26 protein-coding genes are annotated in these 26,314 nt (G+C 74.2%); 14 read left to right on the plus strand and 12 right to left on the minus strand.

What is annotated here, in order from left to right:
• Positions 1-119: 119 nt before the first annotated feature.
• On the plus strand, positions 120-245 hold the full coding sequence (locus ACZ6ZT_RS31625) for a hypothetical protein (RefSeq protein WP_469723636.1): 126 nt from the start codon (positions 120-122) through the stop codon (positions 243-245).
• Between the two features lie 104 nt (positions 246-349).
• Here ACZ6ZT_RS31625 and ACZ6ZT_RS31630 read toward each other — a convergent pair whose 3' ends face one another.
• Positions 350-1,126, minus strand: a complete 777-nt coding sequence (locus ACZ6ZT_RS31630) for a MerR family transcriptional regulator (RefSeq protein ID WP_469723638.1) — start codon at positions 1,124-1,126, stop codon at positions 350-352.
• A gap of 95 nt (positions 1,127-1,221) precedes the next feature.
• On the opposite strand from ACZ6ZT_RS31630, the gene ACZ6ZT_RS31635 reads away from it, so the two are divergent.
• The 5 genes from ACZ6ZT_RS31635 to ACZ6ZT_RS31655 all read left to right on the plus strand — a co-directional run bounded on the left by ACZ6ZT_RS31635 (position 1,222) and on the right by ACZ6ZT_RS31655 (position 6,913).
• Complete coding sequence (locus tag ACZ6ZT_RS31635) at positions 1,222-2,316, plus strand: serine hydrolase domain-containing protein (RefSeq protein WP_469723640.1); 1,095 nt, start codon at positions 1,222-1,224, stop codon at positions 2,314-2,316.
• Between the two features lie 106 nt (positions 2,317-2,422).
• Positions 2,423-3,511 carry a galactose-1-phosphate uridylyltransferase gene (locus tag ACZ6ZT_RS31640; protein ID WP_469723641.1) on the plus strand — a complete coding sequence of 363 codons (1,089 nt, stop codon included), beginning with the start codon at positions 2,423-2,425 and terminating at the stop codon, positions 3,509-3,511.
• Entirely contained in the window at positions 3,508-4,680 is a 1,173-nt protein-coding gene (gene galK, locus ACZ6ZT_RS31645; protein ID WP_469723642.1) for a galactokinase, read from the plus strand. Before ACZ6ZT_RS31640 ends, galK begins: the two co-directional genes overlap by 4 nt.
• Before the next feature lie 140 nt (positions 4,681-4,820).
• A complete protein-coding gene (locus ACZ6ZT_RS31650) occupies positions 4,821-5,630 on the plus strand; it encodes a DeoR/GlpR family DNA-binding transcription regulator (RefSeq protein ID WP_469723644.1) in 810 nt (269 codons plus the stop codon).
• Positions 5,631-5,701: 71 nt separating this feature from the next.
• Positions 5,702-6,913 carry an MFS transporter gene (locus tag ACZ6ZT_RS31655; protein ID WP_469723645.1) on the plus strand — a complete coding sequence of 404 codons (1,212 nt, stop codon included), beginning with the start codon at positions 5,702-5,704 and terminating at the stop codon, positions 6,911-6,913.
• Positions 6,914-6,931: 18 nt separating this feature from the next.
• Here the strand turns inward: ACZ6ZT_RS31655 and ACZ6ZT_RS31660 are convergent, their stop codons facing one another.
• Complete coding sequence (locus ACZ6ZT_RS31660; protein ID WP_469723647.1) at positions 6,932-7,753, minus strand: alpha/beta fold hydrolase; 822 nt, start codon at positions 7,751-7,753, stop codon at positions 6,932-6,934.
• A gap of 175 nt (positions 7,754-7,928) precedes the next feature.
• Between ACZ6ZT_RS31660 and ACZ6ZT_RS31665 the strand changes: the two genes are divergently transcribed.
• From ACZ6ZT_RS31665 to ACZ6ZT_RS31685, 5 genes are all read left to right on the plus strand, one after another.
• Positions 7,929-8,708 carry a helix-turn-helix domain-containing protein gene (locus ACZ6ZT_RS31665; RefSeq protein WP_469723730.1) on the plus strand — a complete coding sequence of 260 codons (780 nt, stop codon included), beginning with the start codon at positions 7,929-7,931 and terminating at the stop codon, positions 8,706-8,708.
• 271 nt (positions 8,709-8,979) lie between these two features.
• The gene (locus ACZ6ZT_RS31670) at positions 8,980-10,188 is read left to right on the plus strand and encodes a polyprenyl synthetase family protein (protein ID WP_469723649.1); all 1,209 of its coding nucleotides are present in this window, start codon (positions 8,980-8,982) and stop codon (positions 10,186-10,188) included.
• A complete protein-coding gene (gene crtI / locus ACZ6ZT_RS31675) occupies positions 10,185-11,726 on the plus strand; it encodes a phytoene desaturase family protein (RefSeq protein ID WP_469723650.1) in 1,542 nt (513 codons plus the stop codon). The genes ACZ6ZT_RS31670 and crtI overlap by 4 nt, the downstream gene beginning before the upstream one ends.
• Positions 11,723-12,802, plus strand: coding sequence for a phytoene/squalene synthase family protein (locus tag ACZ6ZT_RS31680; RefSeq protein WP_469723652.1), 1,080 nt, complete (start codon positions 11,723-11,725; stop codon positions 12,800-12,802). The genes crtI and ACZ6ZT_RS31680 overlap by 4 nt, the downstream gene beginning before the upstream one ends.
• The gene (locus tag ACZ6ZT_RS31685; protein WP_469723654.1) at positions 12,799-13,791 is read left to right on the plus strand and encodes a DUF5914 domain-containing protein; all 993 of its coding nucleotides are present in this window, start codon (positions 12,799-12,801) and stop codon (positions 13,789-13,791) included. Before ACZ6ZT_RS31680 ends, ACZ6ZT_RS31685 begins: the two co-directional genes overlap by 4 nt.
• A gap of 7 nt (positions 13,792-13,798) precedes the next feature.
• Here the strand turns inward: ACZ6ZT_RS31685 and ACZ6ZT_RS31690 are convergent, their stop codons facing one another.
• The 6 genes from ACZ6ZT_RS31690 to ACZ6ZT_RS31715 form a co-directional block, all read right to left on the minus strand.
• Positions 13,799-15,343, minus strand: a complete 1,545-nt coding sequence (locus tag ACZ6ZT_RS31690) for an FAD-dependent oxidoreductase (protein ID WP_469723656.1) — start codon at positions 15,341-15,343, stop codon at positions 13,799-13,801.
• Positions 15,340-16,050: a class I SAM-dependent DNA methyltransferase gene (locus tag ACZ6ZT_RS31695; protein WP_469723732.1), complete on the minus strand. Its 711-nt coding sequence runs from the start codon at positions 16,048-16,050 to the stop codon at positions 15,340-15,342. The genes ACZ6ZT_RS31690 and ACZ6ZT_RS31695 overlap by 4 nt, the downstream gene beginning before the upstream one ends.
• Before the next feature lie 18 nt (positions 16,051-16,068).
• A complete protein-coding gene (locus tag ACZ6ZT_RS31700) occupies positions 16,069-17,280 on the minus strand; it encodes a lycopene cyclase family protein (protein WP_469723734.1) in 1,212 nt (403 codons plus the stop codon).
• A 241-nt stretch (positions 17,281-17,521) separates the two neighbouring features.
• Complete coding sequence (locus ACZ6ZT_RS31705) at positions 17,522-17,794, minus strand: GlsB/YeaQ/YmgE family stress response membrane protein (protein WP_469723657.1); 273 nt, start codon at positions 17,792-17,794, stop codon at positions 17,522-17,524.
• A gap of 114 nt (positions 17,795-17,908) precedes the next feature.
• Positions 17,909-18,574, minus strand: coding sequence for a deoxynucleoside kinase (locus ACZ6ZT_RS31710; RefSeq protein ID WP_469723659.1), 666 nt, complete (start codon positions 18,572-18,574; stop codon positions 17,909-17,911).
• A 238-nt stretch (positions 18,575-18,812) separates the two neighbouring features.
• Positions 18,813-19,313 (minus strand): RrF2 family transcriptional regulator, encoded by a 501-nt coding sequence (locus ACZ6ZT_RS31715; protein ID WP_469723660.1) that lies wholly within the window; start codon positions 19,311-19,313, stop codon positions 18,813-18,815.
• 114 nt (positions 19,314-19,427) lie between these two features.
• On the opposite strand from ACZ6ZT_RS31715, the gene ACZ6ZT_RS31720 reads away from it, so the two are divergent.
• Positions 19,428-20,168, plus strand: a complete 741-nt coding sequence (locus tag ACZ6ZT_RS31720) for an SDR family oxidoreductase (protein ID WP_469723661.1) — start codon at positions 19,428-19,430, stop codon at positions 20,166-20,168.
• 47 nt (positions 20,169-20,215) lie between these two features.
• Here ACZ6ZT_RS31720 and ACZ6ZT_RS31725 read toward each other — a convergent pair whose 3' ends face one another.
• The 3 genes from ACZ6ZT_RS31725 to ACZ6ZT_RS31735 all read right to left on the minus strand — a co-directional run bounded on the left by ACZ6ZT_RS31725 (position 20,216) and on the right by ACZ6ZT_RS31735 (position 23,378).
• A complete protein-coding gene (locus tag ACZ6ZT_RS31725) occupies positions 20,216-22,441 on the minus strand; it encodes a SpoIIE family protein phosphatase (RefSeq protein ID WP_469723662.1) in 2,226 nt (741 codons plus the stop codon).
• Complete coding sequence (locus ACZ6ZT_RS31730) at positions 22,438-22,848, minus strand: STAS domain-containing protein (RefSeq protein WP_469723664.1); 411 nt, start codon at positions 22,846-22,848, stop codon at positions 22,438-22,440. Before ACZ6ZT_RS31730 ends, ACZ6ZT_RS31725 begins: the two co-directional genes overlap by 4 nt.
• Positions 22,849-22,940: 92 nt before the next feature.
• Positions 22,941-23,378, minus strand: a complete 438-nt coding sequence (locus ACZ6ZT_RS31735; RefSeq protein WP_469723665.1) for a glutaredoxin domain-containing protein — start codon at positions 23,376-23,378, stop codon at positions 22,941-22,943.
• 173 nt (positions 23,379-23,551) lie between these two features.
• Between ACZ6ZT_RS31735 and ACZ6ZT_RS31740 the strand changes: the two genes are divergently transcribed.
• Complete coding sequence (locus ACZ6ZT_RS31740) at positions 23,552-23,908, plus strand: PRC-barrel domain-containing protein (protein WP_469723666.1); 357 nt, start codon at positions 23,552-23,554, stop codon at positions 23,906-23,908.
• A 95-nt stretch (positions 23,909-24,003) separates the two neighbouring features.
• On the opposite strand, the gene ACZ6ZT_RS31745 is transcribed toward ACZ6ZT_RS31740, so the two are convergent.
• Complete coding sequence (locus ACZ6ZT_RS31745; RefSeq protein ID WP_469723668.1) at positions 24,004-25,158, minus strand: FUSC family protein; 1,155 nt, start codon at positions 25,156-25,158, stop codon at positions 24,004-24,006.
• 242 nt (positions 25,159-25,400) lie between these two features.
• Here ACZ6ZT_RS31745 and ACZ6ZT_RS31750 point away from each other — a divergent pair, with 242 nt between their 5' ends.
• The gene (locus ACZ6ZT_RS31750; RefSeq protein ID WP_469723669.1) at positions 25,401-26,294 is read left to right on the plus strand and encodes an oxygenase MpaB family protein; all 894 of its coding nucleotides are present in this window, start codon (positions 25,401-25,403) and stop codon (positions 26,292-26,294) included.
• Positions 26,295-26,314 lie beyond the last annotated feature (20 nt).

Genomic DNA, 26,314 nt, shown 5'->3' on the forward strand with positions numbered 1-26,314 from the left:
CCGTCATCACCAAGGCTGTCCTCACTCTGGAGAGGCAACGCTGAAAACGCTCAGTGGTTACGCAGTTGAGGTAAGACTGGTGGCTTGGGCGATGATGCGGATTGTGCGCGCTGAAGCAGATGAGGCAGACCACGATCGGTGGACGGCTGGCGCGCCGGAGCTCGTTGTGGCGCAAACGTGGCGAGGGGACGGGCTGGCAGATGTACTACCACCAGGCCACCCCGATCCCGCCCGAGGCCGAGTAGCCATGCAGATCACAAGCACCGATGGAGTAGGGATCGTGGCCTGACCCTCGATCCAGCGGGTGCCGGCGTCCGACGATCGCGAGACGGCCATGGTCTGCGGTCCGTCACTGACGTGGGACCTCGATGCCCGCCGCGCGTAGGTGCCCCTCGATCAGCGTGTTCAGCCGTGCGACGGACGGTGCCTCGTCCTCCCGGTGGTGGTTGACCACGCCGTACCGGGAGGCCGCGTCGGCCCGGTGCCGACGCGCGGTCGGCAGCGTCAGCAGCGCTCGGTCGGTCAGCAGGTGCCTGGCCACCGTGGAGGCCAGCTCCTCGATCCGCGGGTCGTCGGGATCCCAGGACCTCGCCTCCCAGCCGCGTTTGGTCAGCTCGACGAACTCGGGATCGCCGAGCCGGTGTTCGAGGTTGACCAGGAAGGCGTCGAAGACCTCGGGAGCCAGCGCCCGCGACAGCACCAGGGCTTCCCGCTGGGTGGCGACGTAGTGGGGGCTGAAGTCGAGCTCGGCGAGTCGGTCCAGGACCGCGCAGGCCCGGTCGGGCAGCAGGGCGCGATCACCGTGGGCGAGCCGGTGCAGGGTGTCGCGGCGGGCGGTCAGCTCCTCGATCTGTGCGGTGAGCCGGCGGCGTACGTCGTCCAGGGCGGTGGCGAACCGATCGGGCTCGGCATCGAGCAGCTCGCCGATCTCGGCCAGCGGCACGCCCGCCCCCGCCAGGGCCCTGACCTGGACAAGGCGCAGCAGATCGGCTGACCCGTAGCGCCGGTAGCCGGAATGGTCCCGTTCCGGTTCGGCGACCAGACCGAGCCGGTGGTAGTGCCGCACCGTCTTGACGGTGATGTCGACGAAAGCCGCCACCTGACCGATCGTGAGCCCGTCTGCCATGGGGCGAGCCTACCGCTCATCTGTCGCCTTGACCTTGACCTTAGGTCAGGGTCCACGCTCCTCTCACACCCGCTGACGCGAGATGAGGAATCACCATGAGCGAGCAGAACCCCGCCGCCGCGCAGGACCGCCCCGAGCTGCGGAAGGCGATGCAGGAGATCGTCGACGCCGGTTTCGCCGGCGTGCAGCTGCGTGTGAACGACGAACTCGGCGAGTGGGTCGGCAGCGCCGGGGTGAGCGAGCTGGGCCGGACCGCGAAGCCGCCGACCGACGGGCACTTCCGGATCGGCAGCGTCACCAAGACCTTCGTCGCGACCGTCGTCCTGCGGCTGGTGGCCGAGGGCCGGCTCGGCCTTGAGGACCTGGTGGCCGACCACGTGCCCGAGTTCGGACTCGACCGGCGGATCACGGTACGGATGCTCCTGCAGCACACCAGCGGGCTGTTCAACTTCACCGGCGAGTTCTCCCAGGACGGGTCGGTCGAGACCGGTGTGGTTGCCGGATGGGGCAAAGAGTGGGCGGACCTCCAGCGCGCGGCCTACCGGCCGGAGGAGCTGGTGCGGGGGGCGCTGGCGAAGCCGGCACGGTTCGAGCCGGGGACGGCCTGGAGCTACTCCAACACCAACTACGTCCTGGCCAGGCTGCTGATCGAACAGGTCACCGGCCGCTCGCTGCCCGAGGAGACGCACCGGCTGATCCTGGGCCCGCTCGGGCTGACGGGCACCGTGCTGCCGGAGACCGGCGAGGAGATCCCCGAGCCGCACGCCCACGGCTACTTCGGCTACGACGACGCCGGCCAGTGGAAGGTGGTCGACACCACCCGCTTCAACCCCTCCTGGATATCCGCCGCCGGCGACATGATCTCGACCAGCCGGGACCTCCACACGTTCTTCGCCGCACTGAACGGCGGCAAGCTCATCCCGTCCGAGCTGCTGGCCGAGATGCGCGTCCCGGACCCCACGATGGGTTACGGACTGGGCGTGTTCGTGGAGGAACTGGACGGCGGCGGCATCATCCTCCACCACAACGGAGGGTTCTGGGGCTGGGGTGCGCTGATGTACAGCACGCCCGACGGCACCAAGACCCTGACCGGCTCGCTGACCTCCGGGGACACCCAAATGGACCTGCCCACCATGGCCGGGACGTTCGAGAGGGTGAAGCAGACACTGGTCAGGGCGGTGTTCGCCTAGGGGGCGTCCCGGGGTGCTTCTTGTTGACTTTAGTTTGTTTCTGTTTACTCTCTTGGGGTGTGGCTCGACCGGGAGCTGCCGCACACCGACGAGACGGGCGAGTTCCGTGAAGCGAACCACGACCACACTCGCGGACGGCCGCGAGCTGATCTACTACGACCTCGATGACGGCGCCGACCGGCGCGCACCCGACCGGCGCGCGCCGGAGCCCGTCGAGAGCCGGTCGGAACTTCGGCTGGACAGGGCGACCGGGGACTGGGTGGCGATCGCCTCCCACCGGCAGGGGCGCACCCACCTGCCGCCGGCCGATGCCTGCCCCCTGTGCCCCTCCACGCCGGAGCGCCACAGCGAAATCCCGGCCGCCGACTACGACGTGGTCGTCTTCGAGAACCGCTTCCCGTCCCTGGCCGGCCGCGTCGGGCGGTGCGAGGTGGTGTGCTTCACCTCCGCGCACGCGCAGAGCTTCGCCGACCTCACGCCGGACCGGGCCCGCCTCGTGCTCCAGGCCTGGACCGACCGTACGGAGCGACTGGCCGCCCTCCCGGGCATCGAGCAGGTGTACTGCTTCGAGAACCGCGGCGCCGAGATCGGCGTCACCCTCGCCCACCCGCACGGCCAGATCTACGCCTTCCCCTTCATCCCCCCGCGCACCGCCAAGATGACCGCCACCGCGGATGCCCACCGCGCCGCCACCGGACGCAACCTCTTCGAGGACCTGCTCGCCGAGGCGCGCGCCGCCACTTCGCGCGTGGTCCTCGCGGGGGAGTACTGGACGGCCTTCGTTCCGTACGCCGCGCGCTGGCCGTACGAGGTGCACCTCTATCCGCACCGCCGGGTTCCCGATCTCACCCGCCTGACCGGGGCCGAACGCGCCGAGTTCCCCGGCATCTACCTGGAACTGCTGCGCCGGTTCGACCGGCTGTTCCTCCCCGACCCCGACCCCGACCCGGACCCCGACCCGGACCCCGGCCCAGCCACCCCGACCACCCCGCCCCCCACCCCGTACATCTCCGCCTGGCACCAGGCCCCGAGGACCGGCGGCCACGAACTCGCCCTGCATCTGGAGCTGTTCACGGTGCGGCGGACGGCGGACAAGCTGAAGTACCTCGCCGGGGTCGAATCGGGCATGGAGGCCTTCGTCAACGACGTGGCCCCCGAAGCCGCGGCGCGGCGCCTGCGGGACGTCGCGTCATGAGCCCGTACCCCGTCTCCGGCGGAGCCGGCCACGACGTCGGCGCTGCCTTCCGGCGCGTCTACGGAACCTCCCCGGGCGGGATCTGGGCGGCGCCCGGCCGGGTCAACCTGATCGGCGAACACACCGACTACAACGACGGTCTCGCCCTGCCCATCGCCATCCCCCGGACCACGCTCCTCGCCGCCCGCCGCCGCGAGGACGGCCGGCTGCGCCTGCACAGCGCCCAGGGAGACGGCCGCGTCGTCGACCTCGCCGTCACCGGCCTGGTCCCCGGCGCGGTCACCTCCTGGGCCGCCTACCCGGCCGGTGTCGTCTGGGCCCTGGCCGAGGCGGGCCACCGCGTCGGGGGAGCGGACCTCCACTTCGACAGTACGGTGCCCAGCGGGGCCGGCCTGTCGTCCTCCGCCGCGCTGGAGTGCGCGGTCGCCCTCGCCTACGACGACCTCTACGGCCTGGGCCTGGACCGGCCCCGGCTCGCGCTGCTCGCCCAGCGGGCCGAGAACGCCTTCGCGGGCGTCCCCTGCGGGTCCCTGGACCAGATGGCCGCCGCCTGCTGCACGGCCGGCGCGGCCCTGCACCTCGACGTCCGGGCCGACACGCACGAGCAGGTCCCGTTCCCCCTCGAAGAGCGGGGGCTACGGCTGCTGGTCATCGACACCGGGGTCAAACACGACCTCGGCGACGGCGCGTACGCCGCCCTCAGGGCCGGCTGCGAGCAGGCGTCCGCCCTGCTGGGGCTGGCCGCCCTGCGCGACCTCGCACCGGCCGGCCTGCCCGGGGCGGCGCGGGCGCTCCCCGAGCGGCTGCTGCCGCTGGTGCGGCACGTGGTGACCGAGAACGCCCGGGTCGAGGAGGCCGTCGCCCACCTGAGGGCGGGCCGCCTGGAGGACCTCGGCCCGATCCTCACGGCCGGTCACGCGTCCCTGCGGGACGACTACCGGATCTCCTGCGCCGAGACCGACCTGGCGGTGGAATCCGCCCTGGGGGCGGGCGCGCTGGGAGCGCGGATGACCGGCGGCGGCTTCGGCGGTTCGGTCATCGCGCTGGCCGGTGCGGACCGGGCGGAGGCGGTGGGCAGTGCGGTAAGCGCCGCGTGCCGGTCCGCCGGGTACCAGGAGCCGCACCTCTTCCCGGTGTCCCCGGCGGCCGGGGCCCGCCGCGTCGGCTGACCGGGTGAACGCGTACCGGACGAGGGCCCGGAGGCCGGGGACCCGGGCACCGTAGACTGTTCGTTTGTGAGAGTGCCGTGTGGAGTCGTACGCCTTCGGGTCCCCGCACGGCCGACGCGTGGAGGAGCGGGGACGAGCACGTGACGGACGCAGCACGCCTCGCACCCCAGCGCCGGGCCCTGATCCTGGAGCTCGTACGCCGTGACGGCGCGGTGCGCGTGGCCGAGCTGGTGGAACGCCTGGGCGTCTCCGACATGACCATCCGCCGCGACCTCGACGTGCTCGCCCGGGGCGGGTCCCTGTCCAAGGTGCACGGCGGCGCCATCAGAGTCTCGGGTACCACGGGCGACGAGCCGTCCTTCGAGACCAAGGCCGCCCTCGAATCGGGAGCCAAGGCGGCCGTGGCCGAGGCCGCGGCGGCCCTCGTGAAGCCGGGCAGCGTCGTCGCCCTCTCCGGCGGGACGACGGCCTACGCGGTGGCGACCCGGCTGCTGGACGTCGCGGGCCTCACGGTGGTGACCAACTCCCTGCCCGTCGCCGAACTCCTGCGCAGGGCCGGGGCGCAGGACGGCTCCACGGGCCACACCCTGCTGCTGACCGGGGGGAGCCCCACCAAGTCGGCGTCCCTGGTGGGCCCCTTGGCGGACCAGGCCATCCGCTCCCTCCAGGTCGACCTCCTCGTCATCGGCGCCCACGGCGTCACCGAACGGGCGGGCGCGACCACCCCGAACCTGGCGGAAGCCCAGACCAACCGGGCGCTGATCGCCTCCGCCGCGCAGGTGGCCGTGGTCGCCGACCACACCAAGTGGGGTGTGGTCGGCCTCAGTCAGTTCATCGCCCTCTCGGACATCGACTACTTCGTCTCGGACAGCGGACTCGACCCGCAGGCGCGGGCCGTTCTCGGCGATGCGGTGGGCCGGCTGATCCTGGCCGACGTCCGGGGGGCGTGACGCGCGGACCGCGTGTTAGAGTGCGGGCGTTGGTCTTCGGCCCCCCACGGGTGGGCGCGGAGGCTTTTTTTATGCCTTCAGACACCTCCGCGCCCGCCGCGCTCCCCCTCACCGGCTACCGCGCCCTCCTGCGCCACCGCGAGTTCACCGGCCTCTACGCCAGTTCCACCCTCACGGCGGCGGCCGGCACCCTTTCGGGCTTCGCACTCGGCACGCTGGTCAACCACCAGACCCGGTCCCCGTTCCTGACGGCCGTGAGCATGTACGGCGCCACGTTCGCCACCGTGCTCGGAGCCCTCACCCTGATGTCGGTCGCGGACGGGAAACGTCCGCGCCGGACCCTCGTCACCCTCCAGTGCGTCTCGCTGGCGGGCGTCGCCGCGCAGGCGATCCCCGGACTGCCCCTCGCCGCCCGGTTCGCACTGCTCCTCGTGCTCGGCTTCTTCCAGTCCCTCGGCACCGGCACGCGGATGGGGCTGCTCGCCGAAGTCGTCCCGGCTTCCGCGTACGCGCTCGCCCGGTCGCTCATGAACATCACCTCGGGCGGTATGGCGGTCCTCGGCTACGCCCTCGGCGCCGTTCTGCTGCGCTACCTGAGCCCGCGGGAGGTCTTCGCCGTCGCCGCCGCCCTGACCGGCGTCGCCCTGCTCATCGTGGCGGCGACCGCCCGCGACCGCTCGATCCGTCTCACCCGGCGCCCCGGACTGCGGCAGACCTGGACCACCAACGCCGCGCTGTTCTCCCACTCCGGCCGGCGGGCCCTGCTGCTCAACCTCTGGGTGCCCAACGGCCTGATCGTCGGCTGTGAGGCCCTGTTCATCTCCTACGCCCCCGACCGGGCCGGTCTCTTCCTCGCCGCCGGGTCGGCCGGCATGCTGCTCGGCGACCTGACGGTCGGGCGCCTGCTCAGTGCCGACCAGCGCCGCCGCCACGCGTTCGCGCTGCGCCTGCTGCTCGCCGTGCCGTACCTGCTGTTCGCGGTCGACCCGCCGATCCTGGTGGCGGCGCTCGCGGTGTTCGCGGCCAGCGCCGGATTCGCCGCCACCCTGCCGCTCCAGGAGCAGCTGCTCGCGCTGACCCCCGACCCGGTCCGCGGCCAGGTCCAGGGAGTCGAGTCGGCCGGCCGGATGACCTGGCAGGGCATCGGAGCCGCCCTCGCCGGCGGTGTCGCCCAGCACTTCTCACCGGGCGTGACGATGACCGCCGTGGCCGCGCTCTCCGTCGCCATCACCGTCTTCTCGCGGCCCTTCGTGGTCCGCGCCCGTACGATCCGGGCCGAGTGACGGAGTGACGGCACCCGCTCAGCCGGTTCCGGGCGCCCGGGCGGTGAGGCCTTCCGTGAAGGGCAGCAGGAGGGCGGCCGTACCCGCCGGCTCCTCCACGATGGGTGTGTGTCCGACGCCGGGCAGCCACTCGACGCTCGCCCCCGGAACGACGCGGTAGTCGGCCGCCGACGCGGGCCGCCACCTGAGGTCCTGGTCCCCGAAGACCACCAGGAGCGGCTTGCCGAGGGCCACCAGCCGCTCCGGCAGCACCCGCTCGGTGATGTAGGCGAGGGACGCCCCCATCGCCGACGTCAGCGCGCGATACGTCATCCCGCGCAGGTCGTCGATGATGTCCTGGGGAATCCGGTAGCCCGCGCGGAACGCGCTGCTCGCGAACAGGCGGGCCTCTTCCTCGGTCGGCGGCCACCGCGCGGGGTCCACCGGGCCGGTCCCCGGTGCGATGAGGGCGTCCATGCCGGGGCCCGTGTCGACGAGCGCGAGCGCGCTCACCAGATCGGGGCGCTCGTCGGCGAGCGCGGTAGCGGCGTAGCCTCCGCTGGAGTGGCCGACGGCCACGACCTGCTCGACGCCGAGCCGGTCCAGTGCCGTACCGATCCTGTGCCCCTGGGCGGGGATCGCGTAATCGCCGTCGGCCGGTTCGGCCGAGCGGCCGTGCCCCGGCAGGTCGATCCGGATGACGCGATGGCGCGGGGTCAGCAGCGGAACCAGTGCGTCCCACGAACGGCCCGAGGTCCCCGAGCCGTGGACGAGCAGGAGCGCGGGAGCGTCGCCGGGGCCGTCCTCGCGGACGTAGAGGCCGTCTTCGTACGTGTCCGAGTGCTGCGCGGGAGTGGTCATGGGCCCACTGTCACCGCCGGAGCCCGCCCGCGGCTTGGACGAATGTTCCCTTCCCGGCCCGCCCCCGCGGCCTGCGTAGCATGGGCGGATGAGGTTCACCGCACGGGAACGCGACGAGCCCTCCGCATGGGACGTCGCACGTCCACGGCAGATCGGCCGGGTGGCCGGTGTCGACATGGCCGGCTTCCGCATCCCCGCCGCGCCCGCCGGCGGCCTGCGGATGATTCCGCATCCGGCCGTGATGCTGATCCTGGAGCTGGGGGCGGGCCGGTCCACCGTGGCGGACGGGACCGGGCGGCACTACGGGGGAAGCCTCGTCGCCGCACCCGGGTTCGGCTCGGGCGGCGGGGCGCGGGCGTGGGGCGAACACATCGAGTGCCTCCAGGTGCGCCTGTCCCCCCTGGTCGCGGGCGCCATGCTGGGTGCCCCCGCGGCCGACCTGGCCGGCGCCCCGGTCTCCCTCGACGACCTGTGGGGCGGGGAGGCGGGGCGGGTGCGCGAGCGACTGGCCGAAATCCCCTCCTGGGAGGAACGTTTCGCGTTCACGCGGACGCTGCTCGCCGGGCGGGCCGAGGCGCGGCCCCCGGTCGACCCGGCGGTGGCCTGGGCCTGGAACCGGATCGTCGCCGGCCGGGGCCTCGTCCGGGTCGACCGGCTGGCGGCCGAACTCGGCTGGAGCCGCAAGCGCCTGTGGTCCCGGTTCCAGTCGCACCTCGGCATTCCGCCGAAGAGCGCCGCGAAACTCGTCCGCTTCGACCACGCCGCGCACCGCCTGGCCGCCGGCGAAGCCCCGGCCCGCGTCGCGGCGGACGCCGGCTACTGCGACCAGTCCCATCTGCACCGGGACGTCATGGCCTTCACCGGGACCACCCCGGCGGCCGTACCGGCCGAGCCGTTCCTGGCGGTGGACGACCGCGCCTGGCCGACCGCGGTGCATCCGGCCCGGCGCGACTGAGCCGCCTTCCAGGCGCGGGGGTGCGGCGTAGCCCTGCCGCCTGAGCGGAACCATGGGCTCCGCAAACGGCTGCACCCATCGGGTGGTTCGCGGGCCGGCCCGGATGGGAGGCCGGCCGGAGGGGGACGCATAGCCCGCGGGCGGCGGGAACCCGGCCCCAGGAGCCCCGGCCCCGGGACCCGGCCCCAGGAAGCCGGCCCGCCCACCGCATCCGTCCGGCCGCGGAACGGGGAACTGACGGAGAGTGCCACCTCACGACATGGAGGACCGAATGCGCGCACAGTCCGTCGAGCGGCCTCCGGTCGCCGCCGCCCGGGGACAGGACCCGCCAGGCCCCGCCGCCGTGTCCGCGGCGGCCGTCGACGCCGACGTGGCCGCCGCCGTCCACCGCGAGCTGGCCTCCTGCTGCGCGGACTTCACCGCCTTCGGCCGCTCCCTGGACGAGGTCTTCGCCGAGGACATCGCCGAGCGGCTCACCGCCTACACACTGGGCGGCGGCTCCCGTATCCGGCCCCGGTTCCTCTGGTGGGCCCTGCGGGCCTGCGGCGGTACGGACCGGCACGCGCCCGGCGCCCTGCGCGTCGCCGCCGCGCTCGAACTGATCCAGAGCTGCGCCCTGATCCACGACGACGTCATGGACCGGTCCGCCGTGCGCCGCGGCGCCCCCTCCTTCCACGCGCAGATCGCCTCGCGCCACCCCGCCCGCGCCGGGGTGCACGACCCGACGGCGTTCGCCCACTCGGCCGCCGTCCTCGCCGGGGACCTCGCCCTGTCGTGGGCCGACGACCTCGTCGCCGGCGCCGGGCTCGAAGGAACCGCGCGTACGGAGGTCCTGCGCGTCTGGCGGGCCATGCGGACGGAGATGATCGCCGGCCAGTACCTCGACCTGCACGGCCAGGTGACCGGCTCGCGCTCGCCCGCCCGCGCCCTGCGCACCGTATGCCTGAAGACGGCCCGCTACACGGTGGAACGCCCCCTCGCCCTCGGCGCTGCGCTGGCCGGCGCGGACGCGGCCACCGTACGCGCGCTGACCGCCGCCGGCCGCTGCGCCGGCGTCGCCTTCCAGCTGCGCGACGACCTGCTCGGCGCCTTCGGCGACCCCGAGGTGACCGGCAAACCCTCCGGGGACGACCTCCGCTCCGGCAAGGCGACGTACCTGCTCGCCCTGGCCCATGCCCGCGCCCGCGCCGACGGCGCCACCGCCGTCCTCGACCGCCTCCGCGCCTGCCGCCCGGGCGCCGGCCTCTCCGCGTCCGCCCTGTCCGCCGTACGCGAGGACCTGCGCGCCACCGGCGCCCAGGCACAGGTCGAACGGCGCATCGAGCACCTGGCCCGCGCCTGCGAACGCCACCTCGCCGCGGCCCGACTGCGCGGCCCCGCCGCCCGGCGGCTCGCCGAACTGCTGCGCCGGACCGCCTCGCCACCGCCCCGGCACACCACCGCCCGCGCGCCGGCCGATCACCCCGGAGGTCCCCGATGACGAAGACGGTCCCCGGCCGGACCGACCACGTCGTGGTCGTCGGCGCCGGACTGGCGGGCCTGTCCGCCGCCCTGCACCTCCTCGGCGCGGGCCGCCGCGTCACCCTCGTCGAACGCGACCCGCTGCCCGGCGGGCGGGCCGGCCGCATCGAACGGGGCGGCTACCGCTTCGACACCGGACCCACCGTCCTGACGATGCCGCACCTGCTGGAGGAAGCCTTCGCGGCCGTCGGCCTGACGATGTCCGACCGGCTGACCCTGCACCCCCTCCACCCCGCCTACCGCGCCCGGTTCGCCGACGGCACCGCCCTCGACGTCCACACGGACGCCCTCGCCATGGAGGCGGAGGTCGAACGCTTCGCCGGAGCCCGCGAAGCGGCCGGGTACCGGCGGCTGCGCCAGTGGCTGCACGCCCTCTACCGGGTCCAGATGGGCCGCTTCATCGACGCGAACTTCGACTCGCCCCTCGCGCTCCTGCACCCCGACCTGGCCCGGCTGGCCGCCCTGGGCGGTTTCGGCCGGCTCCAGCCGAGGATCGGCCGCTTCCTCGGCGACGAGCGCCTCCAGCGCGTCTTCTCCTTCCAGGCCCTCTACGCCGGCGTCCCGCCCGCCCGGGCGCTCGCCGCCTACGCCGTCATCGCCTACATGGACACCGTCGCCGGGGTGTACTTCCCCGAAGGCGGCATGCACGCCGTACCCGCCGCCCTCGCCGCGGCCGCCGCCGACTCCGGCGCCACCCTCCGGTACGGGGAGGACGTCACCCGGCTGGAACGCTCCGGGGAGCGGATCACCGCCGTCGTCACCGACCGGCGGCGCATCCCCTGCGACGCCGTCGTCCTCACCCCCGACCTGCCCGTCGCGTACGGGCTCCTCGGCATCCGCCCCCGCCGCCCGGTCGCCCTGCGCCACTCCCCGTCGGCCGTCGTCCTGCACGCCGGGACCGACCGGACCTGGCCCGAACTGGGCCACCACACGATCTCCTTCGGTGCCGCCTGGAAACAGACCTTCACCGAACTCACCCGTACCGGGCGGCTGATGAGCGACCCCTCCCTCCTCATCACCCGGCCCACCACCACCGACCCGCACCTCGCACCCCCCGGCCGGCACACCCACTACGTGCTGGCCCCCTGCCCCAACACCACCGTCGGCCCCCCGGCCGCCGCCTGGCGGGAGCTGGGCCCCCGCTACCGCGACACCCTGCTGAGGGAGCTGGAACGCCGCGGCCTGACCGGCCTCGCGGACTCCATCGACACCGAAGTGCTCGTCACCCCCGCCGACTGGTCCGCCCAGGGCCACGCCGCCGGAACCCCCTTCTCCGCCGCCCACACCTTCCCCCAGACCGGCCCCTTCCGCCCCCGCAACCTTCTGCGCGGCACCGCCAACGCCGTCCTCGCCGGCTGCGGTACGACGCCCGGCGTCGGCGTCCCGACCGTCCTGATCTCCGGCCGCCTCGCCGCCGCCCGCATCACGGGCCCGCCCGCGGCCCGCCGGCGGAGGCCGGCCGCCCCCACCCCCGCCCCGCAGGACGGTGGCGCATGACCCGGCGCGAACTCGACGCGGCCGCCATCGCCGACCCCGCCCTGCGCGCCGCCTACGGCCGGTGCCGCCGCCTCAACGCCCGGCACGGGCGGACCTACTTCCTCGCCACCCGGCTGCTGCCCGCCGCCCGCCGTCCCGCCGTGCACGCCCTCTACGGCTTCGCCCGCCTCGCCGACGACATCGTCGACGACCTCGCCGCCCCCGCCACGCCCGGTGAGCGCGGCCGACGGCTGCGGGAACTCTCCGAGGACCTGCGGACGGCGATGAGCACCGGAGCCCCCGGCCGCCATCCCGTCGTCACCGCCGTCGCCCACACCGCGTCCCGCTACGGCCTGCCCCACAGCCACTTCGACGACTTCCTCACCTCCATGCGCAGCGACCTCACCGTCACCGAGTACGCGACCCTCGACGCGCTGCGCGGCTACATGCACGGCTCGGCCGCCGTCATCGGCCTGCAGATGCTGCCCGTCCTCGGGCACGTCACCCCCCGCGAGGAGGCCGCCCCGCACGCCGCCGCCCTGGGCGAGGCGTTCCAGCTCACCAACTTCCTCCGCGACGTCGGCGAGGACCTCGACCGGGACCGCGTCTACCTGCCCGCCGACCTCCTCGCGGCCGAGGGCGTGGACCGCGAGCTCCTGTACTGGAGCAGACGCACCGGCCGCCGCGACCCGCGGATCACCCGGGCCCTGCGCGCGGGCGCCGCCCTCACCCGCGGTTTCTACGCCCGCGCACGGCCCGGCCTGGACATGCTCGACCCGGTCGCGCGGCCGTGCGTGCGCACCGCGTTCGTCCTCTACGGGAACATCCTCGACGCCGTCGCCCGCGACGGGTACGACAGCGTCCACCGCCGCTCCTCGGTGCCGCTGACCCGCCGGGCGGCCGTCGTGGCGGCGGAACTGACGCGGCTCGCGACCGCCCGCCGGGCCGCACGCCGCACCGCCCCCGCCGCCCGTCCCGCCACCGCCCCCGCGCGGACCGCTTCCGCGCTCACCACCCCCGCGCGGACCACCCCCGCGCGGACCACCCCCGCGCGGACCGCCTCCGCGCGGACCGCCTCCGAGGAGCCCGCCCCATGAGCCCGCGCCCTCCGCGCCGCATCCCCGTGCGCCTGCGCCGCCGGCCCGCGGCCTGGCACGACCAGACGCCGACCTGGCGGCAGGCCTCGCCCCGGCTCATCGACGCCGCGCTGAAGCGCGCCCAGGCCCGGCCCTCCGGCAACTGGTACGTCCTGGGCCCCAGCGGCGACATCCGCGCGGACACCGCCCACGGGCAGACCGTGGCCGGCACCGAGGTCGTGGCCTGGCGGGGCGCCGAAGGCACCCTGGTCGCCGGCCCGGGCGCCTGTCCCCACCTCGGCGCCCCCCTCGACCGGGCGCCCGTCCGCTGCGGCACCCTGATCTGCCCCTGGCACGGACTCTCCCTGAACGGCGCTCCGTTCGCCGGCTGGACCCCGTACCCCGCCCACGACGACGGCCTCCTGGCCTGGGTGCGGCTCGACGGCCACGGGGGCGAGGAACCCCTCGACCGGCCCGCCGTACCGACCCGCCCCCGCGCCGCCCTGTCCCTGAGCGCGGTCTACACCGCCACCGGCACCTGCGAGCCCGAGGACATCGTCGCCAACCGCCTCGACCCCTGGCACGGGGCCTGGCTGCACCCGTACTCCTTCGTCGACCTGACGGTGCTCGACGCCGGGGCCGACGGCGACGTCCTCACCGTCCGGGTCTCCTTCAAGCTGGCCCGGCGCGTCGTCGTGCCCGTCACCGCCGAGTTCACCGCCCCCGGACCCCGCACCGTCGTCATGCGCATCACCGAGGGCGAGGGGGTGGGCTCCGTCGTGGAGACCCACGCGACGCCCCTCGCCCCCGGCCGCGACGGCCGTCCCCGTACCCGTGTGACCGAGGCCGTCGTCGCCGCCTCCGCGCGCCCCGGCTTCGCCCTCGCCCGCACCGCGGCCCCCCTGCTGCGGCCGCTGGTGCGGCGCGCGGCGGGCCGCCTGTGGCAGGACGACCTCGCCTACGCGGAACGCCGCTGGGAACTGCGGCACACGGGCCGCTTCCCGGGCTGATACGCCCTCACGGAGTCCGCCGCCCCAGGCCGCCCAGCGCCCGGCACACCGCGGACCGGCCGCGCTCCGGCACCGTCCACAGCGTCTCCCCGCGCACACCCCACCGCTCCAGCAGCGCGTTGGCGGCCAGGAAGCCGCTGGTGGCGGCCCGTTCCATCAACGCGACGGGCAGACCCGTCCGCACCAGGTCCCCGGCGACCACCACCCGGCCGTCACCGGTCCGGACGCCCGGCCGGTCCCGGTAGCCGCCGACGGTGAACAACGGGCAGTCCTCGCGCCACGCGTGCCGGGCGTCGACCACCACCGCGCCCGCCGTCTCCGGATACACCTCCCGCAACCCGGCCACCAGCCGCTCCTCCACCTCCGTCCGCCGCTCGGCCGGGTCCACCGCGTAGCCGTGCAACTCCACCACCGAACCCCCGGTCCGCAGCGCCCAGCGGTGCGCCTCGCCCTCCCAGCGGTCCAGCACGCTCACATTGTCGAGGCCGCCGTAGCCGCTGGTGCCCAGGAAGCCGTGCCGGTCGCCCGCCACCGGCCGCGACAGCCACAACCGCGACACCAGGAAGGGCGGCGCGGTCCGCAGCCCGGCGATCCGGGCCCGCCACGCGGGCCCCACCAGCCGGGGCGACGCCCCGACCACCGCCCGCAGGCCGCCGGTGTCCAGCGCCAGCACCACGCCGTCGTACCGCTCGGCCCCCTCCGCTGCGAGCACCTCGACCCGGTCGGCGCCGCACGGGTGCACCTCCCGTACCGCCGTGCCCGTACGGATCAGGACGCCGAGGCCCTCCAGGTGCCGGGCCAGCGGGTCCCACAGGGCCTGCGGGAACGGTTCGCGCGGCACGTCGAACAGCAGGCCCTCGCTGGAGCCCAGGAAGTAGATGTGGAACATCAGCACCAGCTCCGCCGCCGACAGCGTCGCGGGATCGGCGAAGAAGCTCCGCGAGAACACCTCGAACGCCAGGTGCCGGGCGGCCTCCGGGAAGCGGATCGCGGCGAGGAAGTCGGCCGCGCTCACCGCGTCCAGCGCCTCGTACACCTGCGGCACCCGTACGTCGAGCAGCGGCAGGGCGGCGCGCGGATCCATCCGCCCCAGATCCCGCCAGCCGAACGAAGGACTGCGCGCGACGAACCCCAGCGCGCTCAGCGGCGGTGTGCGCGGCACCCGCGCGAAACCGTCCTGCCCGCCGTCGCGGTGGCGCAGCGGATAGTCCGGCAGGCCCGTCAGGCCGTGCAGCCCGGGATCGGTGCGGCGCAACAGGGCCCGGAGGTTGTAGTACTGGCGGAAGAAGGCGTGGAATCCCCGGCTCATGGTGGCCTGCGAGCCGTCGGCCAGCCGCGTCCGCCACCCGGCGAGCCGGCCGCCGAGCTGCTCGTCGCGTTCGTACAGGACCACGCGCACCCCGCGTTCGGCCAGTACCGTCGCCGCCGACAGGCCGGCGATGCCCCCGCCGACCACGGCCACCCGCGGCCCCTCGCCCTCGACGCGTTCCCGCCCGCCGCGGGCCTCCACGCGCCGGGCCCGCCGGTCCCGGCCCGGCAGCGGCCCGTTCACGCCGGGTTCCGGGCGACGAAGGTGTGCGTGATCCCCGTCTGCCAGCCCGGCAGCGGCAGCACCCGCACCTCCCTGAAGCCGGCGCTCCGCATCCGTTCGGCGAACACCGGCGCCGTGTCGAAGCCGAGGACGCTGCGCCACAGGTGCGCGTACAGTCGCGCGTCCCCGCCCGCCCGGCCCAGCGGCATGATCACGCTGCGGCACACGGCCGTCCACAGCGCCCGGTGCACCGCCTTCCCGCTGAGCGCGTACTCGTGTACGGCGATCCGCGCGCCCGGCGCCATCCGGGCCCGGACGCCGGCCAGCGTACGGTCGGGGTCGGCGACGTTGCGCAGCAGGTAGGCGGCGAAGACGGCGTCGTACGGCCCGTCGAGCCCCGCCTCGCCGAGCCGGTCGGCCGACGCCCGGACGAAGCGGACCGAGGACGGCCACCGCTTGGCCGCGGCCCGCTCCAGCATGCCGGGCGAGGCGTCCACCGCGGTGATCCGGGCCCGGGGCGCGGCCGTCAGCAGGGCGGCCGTCGACGCTCCGGTGCCGCAGCCGAGGTCCAGGACGCGGGCGCCGCCGCCCCCGTCCGCCAGGCCGAGCCGGCGGGCCGAGCGCCGCAGGTGCCCGTGGTACCCGGGGCTCGCCGCGACCAGCAGGTCGTAGCGGGCCGCGGCGTGGTCGAAGGCCGCCGACAGGGTCTCGTCGCGCAGCAGGGGCAGGGCAGCCATGGCGGCCTTTCAGCGGGGCCCCGGCCGCCAGGCCGGGACGGTACGGGGGAGCAACGGCAGTTCCAGCAGGGACCGCAGCATGGGGGCCACCGGGGTGCGCAGGCCGACTGCGAAGTCCTCCCAGGGCGTGGTGGCGCCGTCCAGGAACCGCAGCACCCGCTCGGCGGGCAGCGAGGCGAACAGCCGGACGAACAACGGCCCTCCGTGCACCCGGCCGGTGGCGAGCGCCCGCAGCAGCACCGCGTCCATCGCCCGGGCCCGGCGCCCGTGCACGGCGGGGACGCGGGCGGGGGAGCGGCCCGCCCGGACGGCCTCGGCCAGGTCGCGGCTCTGACGCTGGATCGCGGCGAAGGCGTAGCCCGTCGAGGGCCGGGTCGCGCCGCCCGCCGCGCCGATCAGGAAGACCCGGCGTCCGGCCCGGCGGGGGAACCGGCCGTCCGTCATCGGGATCACCCCGCGCTCGTGCCCCCGTACGGTGAACGCCCCGAGGCCCAGCACGCTCCCGCAGTAGTGGGTCAGGGCAGCCCGGTACGCGTCCTCCTCCAGCGGGGCGGGGGAGAACTCCGTGTACTCGACCAGCGCCTCGTGGCGGTCCAGCGGCAGCACGTAGCCGAAGGCCAGCCCGCGCGGCGGCTGCGGAACACGGAAGTCCATCAGCGTCGCCGCCCCGGGATCGAACACCGGCGCGGCCGTACGGACGAACCAGCCCCGGAAGTGCTGGAGCAGCGTGGTCCGGGCCGCCGGCAGCCGCCGCGGCGGCCGGGAGTCGAAGACCAGTCCCGACCGGAGCGTCAGGGGCGCCCGCCCGGCGTCACGGCCGTGGACTTCCGCGCACCGGCCCGCGTCGCGCACCGACTCCACGGCCATGCGCCGCACCTCGACGCCCGTGCCGCGCAACCGGTCCACCATGGCCGCCTCGAACCGGTCCGAGCGCAGCATCTTGTACCGCAGCGGCCCGAGCGGCCGGTCGATCACGGCGCCGTCCGGGGCGACCACCCGTACCCGTCCCCAACTGGCCTCCAGCAGCCCGTCGTACGGCCCCGCACCCGCCTCCCAGTAGCACCAGGTCCGTACGGCGGGGCGCAGTGGTCCGGGCGGCGCCTCGACCACCGCCACGCGGGGCGCGCCCCCGGCGCCGGGGCCCGGTCCGGCGAGCCGCGCCGCCAGGGACAGCCCCGCGGCACCGGCCCCGACCACCGTCACATCGGCGTCCCAGCTCATCCCCATCCCAGGCCTCCCGCACCGCGCGTCACGGCTCTCCTTCGGCGCGCGCCCCCCGGGCGGATGCGGCCCCCGGCCACCACCAGGCCGCCGCACGGCGTGCGCGCGCCGCGCCCAGCATGCCCGCAGCACCGGAGGGACCCGGCCCCGCCACGCGGCCCGCCCGCCGGCGGAACCGGTGACCGGACATGCAAAACGGCTCCGCCCGGTGGGGCGGAGCCGTTTCACGACGTTCGGCGCGTCAGGCGTGACTGCGCCGGCCCCCCGTGAGGAGACGGTAGACGGCGAGAAGGATCAGAGAGCCGATGATGGCGGCGATCCACGTGGAGAGGTCGAAGAACCCGTCGATGGAGTCGACGCCGAAAATGACCTTTCCGAGCCACCCGCCCAGCAGGCCTCCCGCGATCCCGATCAGGATGGTGATGATGATGCCGCCCGGGTCCTTGCCCGGCATGATCATCTTCGCGATGATGCCCGCGAACAGTCCGATGAGAATCCAAGCCACAATGCCCATGACGCCTCCGTAAAAGCTTACTGTCGATAGCGCTTCTTAACCGTTTGGCCGTCCTCAAACCTGTCGGACGGAAAACCGGCCGCGACGCGCTGCGCAGCAACCCGGACGGCGGACTCAGGCGCGGCGGTGCCCGACCGCCGCCAGGGCGTCCTTGACCTCGCGCACCACGCGGGCCGCGTCCTCGGGGACGTTCACGACATCGGTGCGGTTCATGTCGATGACGAGGACGTCACTGGCCGAGTAGTGCTGGTGGACCCAGCCGTCATAACCGGACCACAGCGTCCGGTAGTACGCGATGAGGCTTTCGTCCTGTTCGAAATCGCGGCCCCGCAGCCCGATGCGGTGCAGCACCGTCTCGAAGTCCGCCTTGAGATAGACCATGAGATCGGGAGCCTTGCGGTACGGCAGGCCGTCGATTTCCCGCATCATCTCTTCGAGCAGCCCCTCGTACACCCGCATTTCGAGGGAACTGATCCGGCCCAGGTCGTGATTGACCTTGGCGAAGTACCAGTCCTCGTAGATGGACCGGTCGAGGACGTTGTCGCCCTGTTTGTACGCCTCCTTGATGGCGGCGAACCGCGTCTGGAGGAAGTAGAGCTGGAGCAGGAAGGGGTAGCGCTTCGCCTGGATCTCTTCGGGGCTCGCGGTGTAGAAGAGGGGAAGGATCGGATTGTCTTCCACGCTCTCGTAGAAGACGTGGCTGCCCAGCTCCTTGGCCAGCAGCTCGGCCACGCTCGTCTTGCCGATCCCGATCATGCCGCCGACGCAGATCACTGGCATACCTCACTTCTCCCTGGGGGTCTTCTGTCCGTGGGCGGCTGGGCCGGTCGGCCCGCACCACCGAGACGCGCTTCGGCGCTCTCGCGATTCCCCGGGATGTTCACGATCAGCTTCAGGTGGCCCGGCCGGACCGTTCCACGATCGCGGCGCACGGCGGGGAGCCCAGCCCCGCGGCCGCCTTGAATCTTAAATGATGTTTTACGCCCCCCAGGCCAGGGCCCCGGCCGCCTGGCCGTGATCAGAGTGACCGGTCGCCCGGGCCGGACGACGGGTCCAGCCAGGCGCCGATGGCCGGCAGTGCCGCAGGGCCGTTGTCCCGTTCCACCGAACCGACCAGATCGGCGATGGTGACCCCGCGCAGCGACTCCCGCCAGGCGGTTTCCGCCGCACCCATCACGCGCGCGATCCCGCACGGCTTCGCGCAGGCCTCGGGCGGGGCTCCGAGCGGACCGCGCTGCCGGATCTCGGTGCACAGGAACGCCGGATCGGCTCCGTCGACGGCCAGCACCACATCCAGGACGGTGATCTCGGAAGCGGGCCTGGTCAGGACGTATCCGCCCGTCTTGCCCTGGACGGAGGCGACGAGGCCGGCCCGGGACAGCGCCTGCATCTGCTTGGCCAGGTAACTCGGCGAGACGTCGTGCAGCAGTGCCAGGCGGGCAGCCGGCACCGGCCGGTTCGCCGCGGTCAGCGCCACGCAGCAGTGCAGCGCCCATTCGACGCCTCCGGACAGTTTCATACGGCCTCCCCTTGACTCGGATACATACTATCCGAGTAATATCTCGGACAAGGAGTATCCGAGTTTGATGGGGCAAGCGGCCGCATCCGGTCTCCCGCAGGGAAGGGCACAGTCATGAAGATCACGGTCATCGGCGGCACCGGACTCATCGGTTCCCAGCTCGTCCACACGCTCCGCGCGGCGGGGCACGAGGTGGTCCCCGCGTCCCTGTCGAGCGGCGTCGACCTGCTCACCGGCGCCGGACTGGACGAGGCGCTCGCCGGCGCGGACACGGTCGTCAACGTGTCGAACTCGCCCACCCTCGACGAGGCGTCCCCGGACTTCTTCCGCACCACCACGGGGAACCTGCTGGCAGCGGGGGAGCGGGCGGGCGTCCGCCACCAGGTCATCCTGTCGATCGTCGGCGTCGACCGGGTGCCGCAGCTCGACTACTACCGGGCCAAGACCCTCCAGGAGGACCTCCTCAAGCAGGGACCCACCCCGTACTCGATCCTCCGCGCCACCCAGTTCTTCGAGTTCATGGACGCCGTGCTGTCGTGGACCGCCGACGACCGCGGCGTCCGCCTGCCCTCCACCCCCGTCCAGCCGATCGCGACGGCCGACGTCGTCGCCGCCCTCGCGGACGTCGCCACGGGCGCACCGCTGAACGGCACCGCCGACGTGGCGGGCCCCGACGTCTTCGCCCTGGACGAACTCGGCCGCCTCACCCTCGCGGCCCGCCAGGACCCCCGTACCGTCGTCACCGACGAGCGGGCGGGCATGTTCGCCGCCGTCGAGGGCGATGTCCTGACCGGCGGCCCCGGCGCCCGCCTGGCCCCCACCTCGTACGAGGCCTGGCTCGCGGCGACGCGCTGACCGGCGCCGCCCGCGTGGTGCGACGCCCGGTCAGGCGGCCGGCGCCGTCAGGTCCGGGGCCCGGTGGCGGTCAGGACGAGGATCGCCTGGTCGTCGTCGATGTCGTGGCCGCCGGTGAAGGCGCGCACGGCCCGGGTGACCGCATCGATGACCTGCTGCGCCGCGGGCCGGGCCGGAGCGCCGGCCAGCGCGTCGGCGAGACGTTGCTCCGCGAACAGTTCGTCGTCGGGGCGGCGCGCCTCGGTGATGCCGTCGGTGTAGAGCACCAGGCTCTCGTCCGGTCCCAGGTGCAGGCGGCGGGGCGTGAGGTGGGAGTCGGCGGTGACGCCCAGCAGGACCCCGGACGCGTTGACGGGATGGACGGCGCCCTGGGCGTCCAGGTGCAGGGGCAACGGGTGACCGGCCCGCACCAGCTCGACGTCCAGCCCGGCGGGGGTCGGGGTGAGCTGGCCGTAGACGAGGGTGACGAAGCCGGTGCCGTGGCTGCCGGGCCGGTTGATCAGCGCCCGGTTGACGGCCTCGACGACACCGGCGGGGCCGGGCAGGAGCGGCGCGACGGCGCGGGCGGTGTGGCGGACCAGGGCGGTGGTGGTGGCGGCGATGGCGCCGCGTCCGCACACGTCGCCCAGGAGGAACGCCCAGCGGCCGTCGTTGAGGGGGAAGACGTCGTAGAAGTCGCCGCCGATGTCGAGCCCCTCACCGGCGGGGTGGTAGTAGGTGGCGACGTCGGCGCCGGGCACGTCCGGCAGGTTGGGCAGCAGGAGACCGGCCTGCAGGTCGCGGGCCAGGCTGGCGCGGTGCGTGTACTGGCGGGCGTTGCGGGCGGCCAGGGCGGCGCGGCGGCCGACCTCCTCGGCGAGTGCCACGGTGTGGCCGTCGAAGACGTGGTCGCCGGTGGACAGCAGGGTCATGGTGCCGAACGGAGCGCCGCGGTCCATCAGGGGGACGCACAGGTAGCCGGTGACGCCGAGGTCGTGCCAGGGACCGGGGCCGGTGGGCGTCCGGCGGGCGACCTCGCTCGTGCCGGAGGCCAGGACGCGGGCCACGGCGTCGTCGTCGGCGTCGTAGACGGGACGGTGGGAGGCCAGCAGAGCCTGCTGGCCCGGGGTGGGGGCGGCGGCCGCGACCCGGCGCACGCGCCCGCCCTCGATGATGTCGACCGCGCACAGCGGCGCCAGGGTGGGGGCGCAGGAGGCGGCGAGGCGCCCCAGCGTCTGGGCGGCGTCCAGGTCGGAGGCCAGCAGGGAGCTGGTCTTCAGGAGGAAGGCGAGATCGTCGCGGGCGGCCTTCTCACGGGCTTCGGCCGCCTTGCGCGCCTGTTCGGCCTGGTGGCGTTCGATGGCCAGGGCGGCGGTGTCGGCGAAGAGCCGGGCGAGCGCCAGGTCGGCCTCCTGCAGGGCGCGCGGCGTGCGGTGGTACATCGCGAAGGTGCCCAGCAGCGAGCCGTCGCGGGCCAGGATCGGCGCGGACCAGCAGGCGGCCACGCCGGCCTTGTCGGCCAGGTCGCGGAAGTCGTCCCAGAACGGGTCCGTGCCGATGTCCGTCACGATCACCGGCTGGCGGCGGTGCGCGGCCGTGCCGCACGAGCCCACGCCCTCACCGGTGGCGATGCCGTCGATGGCCTGGTTGTAGAAGTCGGGCAGGCTGGGCGCCGCGCCGTGGTGCAGACGGCGGCCGTCGGGGCTGGCGAGGAGGACGGAGACGAGTACCTCTTCGGGGGCGAGGTCCTCGATGGTCCTCGCCATACCGTCCAGGACGTCGGGCAGCGGGGCCTGACGGGCGATCTGCTCCAGCAGCAGCCGGTGCTCGGCCGCCAGCCGCTGGGCGTGCTTGACCTGGGTGGTCTCGACCCCGATCAACCGCACGCCTATGACGTTGCCGCCGGCGTCCAGCCGGGGCTCGTACGTGAAGTCGAAGAACGTCTCCCGCGCGGTCGCCCCCTCACCCAGCAGCACCCGGGAGTCGCGGCCGGTATAGGGCGTGCCGGTGCGGTAGACCCGGTCCAGGAGCGCGATGAAGCCCTGCTCCACGAGCTCCGGCATCAGCCGTCCGAGCGGCACACCGGTACGGGTGCGCTCCGGCCCGCCGATCGTCGCGAAGAAGGCCGCGTTGGCCGTCTCCAGCATGTGCGCCGGCCCCGCGAGGGACGCGAAGACGGCCGTCGACCGGCCGAACAGCGTCCGCAGATCCTGGTCGGCGTCCGTCGCACCGGCGGCGCGCGTACCTGCCGCCCCGGCAGGCTGGGGTCCGTGCTGCCCCGGTACGCGCGTCATATGTTTCGTTTCTCCTTCGGCTGTCCCGGATCCGCTACGTCGGCCACGATGTCATGGAACGGGGCCGCGCCGGCCCCCAGGGCTTCGGCCGCGTCGGCGTAGACGGCGAAGAGCTGGTCCAGCCCCGTCAGCGCGAACAGCCGGGCCACCGAATCCGGCACCGCCGCCAGCCGCAGCACCCGCTCCTGCGCCGCCAGCTGCTGGAAGAGGCGGACCAGGGCGCCGATGCCGGACGAGTCGCAGAACGTCAGGCGGGCACAGTCGGCCACCACCGGCGCCCCGCCCGGCCCCCTGGCCAGTTCCCTCTCGGCGGCCTCGTGCAGCTGCACCGTGCTCTCGAAGTCGAGCTCCCCGCGCAGCGCGAACACCACACCCCGCGGCTCCTGCGTGACCTGCACCGAGAACACTCTCAGCTTCCTCCATGTGAAACTTCCGCCGTCCCCCTCATGGTAAGGACCCGCCCCGCCAACCGAAGGACCCCACCGCCCGCGAGCCGGGATCACGTGGACGGGGAGAGCTGGGCGCGCACCCAGGAGGGGTCGGGGTTGGTGTGCGCCCGGCCGGCGACGACGACGGTCGGCACGGTCTCGTTGCCGTCATTGGCGGCCCTGACGACCGCCGCTCCCGCCGGATCGCGCCAGATGTCGACCCAGTGCAGCCGACGGGCGTCACCGCCCAGCTGCCTGCGCAGACGCAGGCAGTACGCGCAACCCGGCCGCCAGAAGACGACGGGCCGGCCGTCGGCCGCGCTGCGGCGTCGGGCTTCCAGCGCATCGATCGACTTCGGGAACATCAGCGCCGAGTTCCGGAACGCGAGCACCACGAACACCAGGAGGAGCGCCGCACCCGCGCCGGGGCTCCCCCTGACCACGAGCACGGCCGCCACGGCCACACCGCACGTCACGAGTACCGCCGGCAGGGCCCAAGTGCGCTTCATGAGGACGCAGGCTATCGCGGACCGGCCGAGCGCCGGACGGATCGCACGGGGGACGCGTAGGCCGGAGCCTTCCGGGCACACGGGGTCTGGGCGGCGCCACGATGCTCCGGCTGCCGACGGTGCCGGAGGCGAACGGCCCGCCCTAAACGAGACGTAATGGAGGGATGGTTCGTATGGCTGACAATGTGTGGGGTTACCGCGAGACGGCCGGCCGTGCGGCCGGTGCCGATCTGACCGGCTACAAGGTCGAGGCGACGGACGGCTCCATCGGCAAGGTCGACAAGCACTCGGATGAGGTCGGCTCCGCGTACATCGTGGTCGACACGGGTCCGTGGATCTTCGGCAAGGAGGTCCTCCTGCCCGCGGGCACGATCGAGCGGATCGACGCGCAGGAGGAGAAGATCTACGTCGGCCGGACCAAGGAGCAGATCAAGGCGGCTCCGGAGTTCGAGAAGGACAAGCACCTCGGCGACGAGGGCTACCACCGCCAGGTCGGCGGCTACTACGGCGACCTGTCCAACCGCCTCTGACCGGCGGTTCTTCTCGAAGACGGCGTGCGGGGGTGGCAACCAGCGGGTTGCCGCCCCCGCACCCGTGTACGTACGGGCCGGTCGGGAAGCTCCCGTCAGGAAGAGCGGGCGAGGGCGTCGCGGCCCGAGCGGAGTTCGGCCAGGAGCCGGCCGGCGTCGGTGAGGAGCGTCCCCTGGAGGGTGTGCGCGGCCGGCGAGGCTTCGGCCACGGCCCGTTCGTGCGCCTGGACGCGGTCGAGCTCCGCCACCGCCGCGTCGATCCTGCCGCCGAGGTCACCGGGATCGGTGGGGGAGGTCTTGCCGATCTCCGGCATCGCGGTGGCGACCTCCCGCAGCAGGGAGCCGAACGCGGTGCGGAAGGAGCCCGGCAGGTTCGCGATCTCTCCACTGGCGAGGGCATAGTCGAGCGTACGCGTCATCGAGCGCAGGTGGTCCAGGACGCGTTCGGCGACGGTGACGGCCTCACGGGCCCGGGGCAGCGCGAGGTCCGGGCTGCCGGGGCTCGGCCGGGGATGGAGGCGGCTGTTCTCGACCTCGGCGTCGATGGTGCGCCGGATGCGTTCGCAGTCGGCGGACAGCCGACGCCCGTCCCGGCGCCACTCCCGGACGCGCTCGGAGCCGGTGTCGTTCCCCTCGAAGGCTCCGGCCAGCCCGTTCAGGCGCTCGCCCATCGCGGAGTAGAGGTCGGCCACGGCCTGCTGCTGGTGGTGGACGTGGCGGGCGGGCGCGAGGACGAGGTGGGCGGCGAGACCGCACAGCGCGCCGAGGAACACGGACGCGGCGAGGTGGCCGATGTAGTCGATGCGCCCCTGGCCGGTGGAGAACGCGAAGAAGCCGATGATGGCGACCTGAGTGCCCTGGGCGCCCAGGCGCCGGATCCGGCCGACGCAGAGCGCGATCAGCGTGAGCAGGCCGAAGGTCCATCCGTGGATCCCCGCCACGGCGGCGAGGGCGGCGGCCAGGGCCGTCCCGGCCACCATGGCCAGCAGGTACTGCACGCAGTCCCGTACCGAGCGGTACACGGTGGCCTGCAGGGCGACCAGCGCGGTGAAGGGGGCGAAGGTCGAGACCGTGGGCGGCAGCAGGTAGCGGGCCAGCACCCACGCGGCCATGGCGGCGAGCACCGACTTGGCCACCAGGAGCAGATCGTCGCGCTCGCCTCCCGGCCCCCGCACGGCCCGTCGTAGATAACCGGCTCTTTCCGCGACGGCTCCCCGGACTCTTTCCGGCACGTTCGTCCACCTGGTCATGGCCATCACCTCCTCAGCGACCGTGTTCCCCGCGATCCCGCGCCGCACGACTGTGAGGAACGACGCCGTTTCAACGGGCGGCGCCGCCTCCGCGCTCCGGTCGCGCCCGATCGCGGTGAGCCCCGCGCGAGCTCCCAGCGGGCACGTGTCGTGACCGGGCGACCGCGCGCCGTGCGGGCGCGACCACAACGGTCCGGCTCGGGGCGTGGCCCCGGCGGGGCGCGGTGGAGGAGGATGGTGGCATGGACCTGTCCGCGCTTTCGGGCCGCACCCCGCGCGAGAGGATCGGCGCCGGCCTGTTCGCCCGGGTGGCGGGCCCCGACGGCCCGCGCAACCGTATCCGCATCCACACGGCGCCGGGGCCCCGCTGGTTCGGCCCCGACCGCCCCATCCGCACCGTGCACGCCGACGCGTCGATGTTCATCGGAGGCCTCGGCGCGCTGCTGCTCCAGTCGCTGCACCCGCTCGCCATGGCCGCCGTCGCCGCGCACTCCGGCTTCCGCGGGGACCCGTGGGGCCGGCTCCAGCGCACCAGTACGTTCCTCGCCGTGACCACCTACGGCACGGCCGAGGACGCGCAGCGCGCCGTCCACCGGGTCCGGGCCGTCCACGAGCGGGTCAAGGGCACCACCGCCGAGGGGGAGACCTACCACGCGGCCGACCCCCATCTGCTGGCCTGGGTCCACGCGGCGGAGGTCGACACCTTCCTCCGCGCCCATCAGCGGTTCGGCGCCCACCCCCTGGACGCCGCGGGCTATGACGCGTACGTCGCCGACACGGCCCGGGTCGCCCGCGCACTCGGCGTCCCGGACCCCCCGACGGACCGCGCCGCGCTGACCGCGGTACTGGCCGGCTACCGCGGGGAACTGCGGGCCACCCCCCAGGCCCGCGAGGCGGCCCGCTTCATCCTGCGCCACCCGCCGCTGCCCCTGGCGGTCCGCGGCCCCTACGCGGTGCTCGCGGCGAACGCCGTACGCCTCCTGCCGCCCTGGGCCCCGGCCATGCTCGGCCTGCGCGAGCCGCGAAACGGCCCGTGGGGGCGCTGCGTCGACCTGTCCGGACAGGCCCTGACCCGCACGATCAGATGGGCACTGGCCCCACCCCCGATCGCCGGGCCCGGCCCCGACAGCCGGTAGGACCTCCGGTCACGCCTCCC

The sequence above is a fragment of the Streptomyces sp. NPDC102258 genome (genome assembly GCF_055584685.1).